At 67.8% G+C, this 3834-nt stretch carries 4 protein-coding genes; all 4 read right to left on the bottom strand.

The features are described from left to right. Positions 1 to 517, bottom strand: a 517-nt coding sequence (locus tag G3N93_RS36205; protein ID WP_206135160.1) for an alpha/beta hydrolase, incomplete at its 3' end; no start/stop codon positions are given. An 89-nt stretch (positions 518 to 606) separates the two neighbouring features. After that, entirely contained in the window at positions 607 to 1041 is a 435-nt protein-coding gene (locus tag G3N93_RS36200; RefSeq protein ID WP_174942374.1) for a CHRD domain-containing protein, read from the bottom strand. Positions 1042 to 1408: 367 nt separating this feature from the next. Then, positions 1409 to 2182: a class II aldolase/adducin family protein gene (locus G3N93_RS36195; RefSeq protein WP_206135159.1), complete on the bottom strand. Its 774-nt coding sequence runs from the start codon at positions 2180 to 2182 to the stop codon at positions 1409 to 1411. A 149-nt stretch (positions 2183 to 2331) separates the two neighbouring features. Then, a partial coding sequence (locus G3N93_RS36190; protein WP_206135158.1) for a phospholipase D family protein occupies positions 2332 to 3834 on the bottom strand: 1503 nt, incomplete at its 5' end.

The raw sequence follows: 3834 nt of genomic DNA, 5'->3' as shown, positions 1-3834 counted from the left end.
CGCCGCGATCGCGCAGCGCGACGAGCGTCGCGAGCGCGAGGCCGCCGCCCGCCGAATCGCCGCCGAGCACGATCGACTCGGGCGGCGTGCCGAGCGCCAGCAGTTGCCGGTACGCGGCCAGCGCATCGTCGAGCGCGGCCGGGAAGCGGTTTTCGGGCGCCAGCCGGTAGTCGAGCGAGAACGAGCGCACGCCCGCGCGCTTCGTCAGGCCGAACACGAGCGGACGGTGGGTCTTCGTCGAACAGAAGTAATAGCCGCCGCCGTGGAAGTACAGCAGCGTGCGGCCGGGCCCGCGGCCCGCGCCCGCGTCGGTGCGTTCGAGCCATTCGCCGCGCAGCGGCGCGTCGCCCGGGCCATAGCACTGGCGCAACCGGTAGCCCGACGGCGCACGGCGCGGCACAACCATCCGCAAATCGGTAAAGCGCCGTGCGCGGGCGGGATCGAGCACCTCGCGCGTGGTCTCGGGCCGGAACTGCCAGCGCAGCAGCCAGCAGGCGAACTTGCTTTGCCAACTCATCGGACGCACTCCGTAATCACAGTGTGACGATGGTACGTGCGATCGCTCCCGCACCGCTCGACAGGAGCCTCTACATCAAACGCCGGCACTCAGTTCGCCGGCATCACCTGGCCGCGGACCTCGCCGGACGGGTGCTCCTTCGTATGGACGTTGAAGTACCACTTGCCGCCCATCAGGTCGGTGACCTGCGCGTCGGTGAGTTCCTTCGAGCCCTTGATCGGGCTCGCCAGCTCGTCCTTCGGAATCGGCACCTGCACGCCTGCGTTCTGGCCGACCGGTGCGGGCCCGTGGAAGTGCGCGGCGGTGGCCGGCCCCGTGAGGTGTTCGTATGTGACCTTCCACTGCAGCATGTGGGTGGCCGTGTCGTAGGTGGCCTCGACGTCGCCCGAGCCCTTGGTCGCCGTCGGCGGCACTTCACTCGACGGCTGGAGATTGGCGGACAGGCGCACCGTTTCGGCAGCGGCGCTGCCGGCGGCGAGCACGCCCGCGAGTAACGCGACCTGGAGCAAACGCAGCTTGAGCATGGACTCTCCTTGTACGACGTTGTACGCCGCCCGAGCGGGGGCGCCAGACATGATGGTAGTCGATCGCCGCCGGTCCGGGCATCCACCGAACGGCCATGCAGCGAATCGCCGCACCGCGCCCGGCCGGCCCGCTCGCGCGGCGTGCGACGCGTCAGTCTGCGTCAACCTGGAATGGACCTTTGCAGCCCGGTGACTGAATCCACGCGCAGCCTTTCGCTACACTTCGTCTCACAGTTGCTTGTTTCCTTCGTCCGAAGGAGTCTGCGAGTATTCACGCGGCCGCCCGGCCGCGTTTTTTTTGCGCGTGCCGCCATCGGATCCGGTTCACACCGTATCAAGCATGACGAAGCGATCGCGCCGCTTCACGTCACGCGCGATAGCCGGGATCGATGCGGTCGACGATACGCTGCAGCGCGTCGAACGCATCCTGCCCTGCGCCATGCTTCGGATCGAAATTCAGCGAATCGCGCACGCACCCTTCGAGCACGGGCGGCGCAATCGGCAGCGCGTCGCCGATCGCATGCGTGGCGATCTGCACCTCGCACGCGCGATTGAGCAGCCACATCAGCGAGAACGTCTGTGCGAGCGTCGCGCCGATCGTCACGGGCCCATGGTTGCGCAACAGCAGCACGGGCCGCCCGCCGGCGCTCTCGACGATGCGCCGCCCTTCTTCGAGATGCACGGTGATGCCCTCGAAGTCGTGATACGCAATCTTCCCGAACAACTGCGCCGAATAGAAATTCGAGAACGACAGCCCGTCACGCGAACAGCACACGGCCATCGTCGGCGTCGTGTGCACGTGCATCACGCAGTGCGCATCGGGCAGCGCCGCATGGATCGCGCTGTGGAACGTGAAGCCGGCCGGGTTGATCGGCCAGTCGGAATGACCGACCACGTTGCCGTCGATGTCGATCTTCACGAGGTTCGACGCGCACACCTCGCGGTAATGGAGCCCGAACGGGTTGATCAGGAAATGCCCGTCCTCGCCCGGCACGCGCAGCGAGATATGGTTGTAGATCAGTTCGGTCCAGCCGAGATGATCGAAGATGCGATAAGCCGCCGCGAGCTGCACGCGCGCCTGCCATTCGGCTTCGGAGAAACGGGCGGGACGCGTGAACGGCTGGTTCGGGACACGTTGCATGGGGGAACTCCGGTTGCGGGTGTGCGCGGCCCGCGTGGTGCGGGCCGCCTGGCGGCACCGTCTTGCGCGCCACATTGGTTGCGCGCACAACCATATCATCATTCCTCGCGCACCGGAAACGCGGGTTTAGCCGGAGCGCTTCCGGCCCCTTAAAGCTGGTCGTCGACCGGCAGCAGCATGAACATGCCGGTCATCAGGTTGCGCAGCAGCCCCGCGTGCGGATCGACGTGATAGGTGGTCGGCCGGCCGTTGTCGATACCTGTCCATTCGAGTTCGGGCGACCCGCCGCCAGCCGGCGTCACGAGGCTCACGCGGTAGCTGTCGTCCGGCTGCGTCACGCGCGCGAAGATCGTCGCGACCTGCTGCGCGAGCGCCGGGCTGTGGATCACGAGCGCCAGTTCGGTATTCAGGTGCGCGGACCGCGGATCGAGGTTCATCGAACCGATCACGAGGACCTTCCGGTCGATCACGTACGCCTTCGCATGCAGGCTTGCCCGCGAGCGCGACCCGAACAGGCGAGCGCGCTGCCGGCCCGGCTGCGCCTTGAACTCGTACAGCTCGACGCCGTGCTGCAGCAGCGGCACGCGATAAGGCCCGTAGCCGGCCTGCACGGCGACCGCGTCGGTCGCGGCGAGCGAATTCGTCAGGATCGCGACGCGCACGCCGCGCGCGGTCGCCTCGCCGAGGATCTTCACGCCCGCGTCGTGCGGCACGAAATACGGCGAGAACGCGAGGAATTCCTGCTGCGCGCCGCGCGTGAGTTCCACCAGACGTTGCATCGGCGGGCTCACGTACGCGTCGGTCGGCCGCGCGACCTTGTCGGGCGCGTCGACCTTGAACTCGGCCGGCGCCCACACGAGCGCGAGCTCGTCGCGGGCAATCTGCTGCACGAGCGGCGTCGCGTTCAGCGGCCTCGCGTTGTACGGATCGGCGTTCTGGCGCCAATGGCTGCGCAGCTCGTCGCGCGTCGCGTCGAGGTCCTTCGGATCGAACGACTGGTGATTCAGCACGCGCAGCGGATAGCTGCTCGCGCTCGACCAGTACGTATCGAAGCTCGCCGAGACGTCGTTCGTCACCGGGCCCGCGGCCAGCACGTCGAGATCGCGGAACTGCAGCGTCGGGCTTGCGTTGAAGTATTCGTCGCCGAGATTGCGGCCGCCGACGATCGCGATCTGGTTGTCCGCGATCATCGCCTTGTTGTGCATCCGGCGCGTGAAGCTGTCGATGCGCGTGAAGAAGTTGGCCGTGCGCTCGACCATCCCGTGCTGCGACGCGCCGAACGGGTTGAACACGCGGATCTCGATGTTCGGGTGCGTGTTCAGCGCGGCCATGATGCGATCGATGTCGCGGAAGTTCAGGTCGTCGACCAGCATCCGCACGCGCACGCCGCGATCGGCCGCGTACAGCGCCGCGGCGAGCAGCAGCTTGCCCGTGGTGTCCTCGGTCGCGATGTAGTACTGCATGTCGAGCGTCTTCGTCGCGGCGCGTGCGAGCGCGATGCGCATCTGCAGCGCCTCGGCGCCTTCCGGCAGCAGCCGGAAACCCGACTCGCCCGGATGCGCGGCCTCGGGCGCGGCCAGCGCGTCGTGCAGCGGCGTGGCGGTATCGGCCGGCAACGCGTGGGAGACCGGGCGCTCGAGCGTGGTGGCGGG

This window comes from Burkholderia sp. Se-20378 (genome assembly GCF_017104665.1).
Lineage (GTDB): Bacteria > Pseudomonadota > Gammaproteobacteria > Burkholderiales > Burkholderiaceae > Burkholderia > Burkholderia lata.
This window is presented reverse-complemented; position numbering and strand designations above follow the sequence as displayed.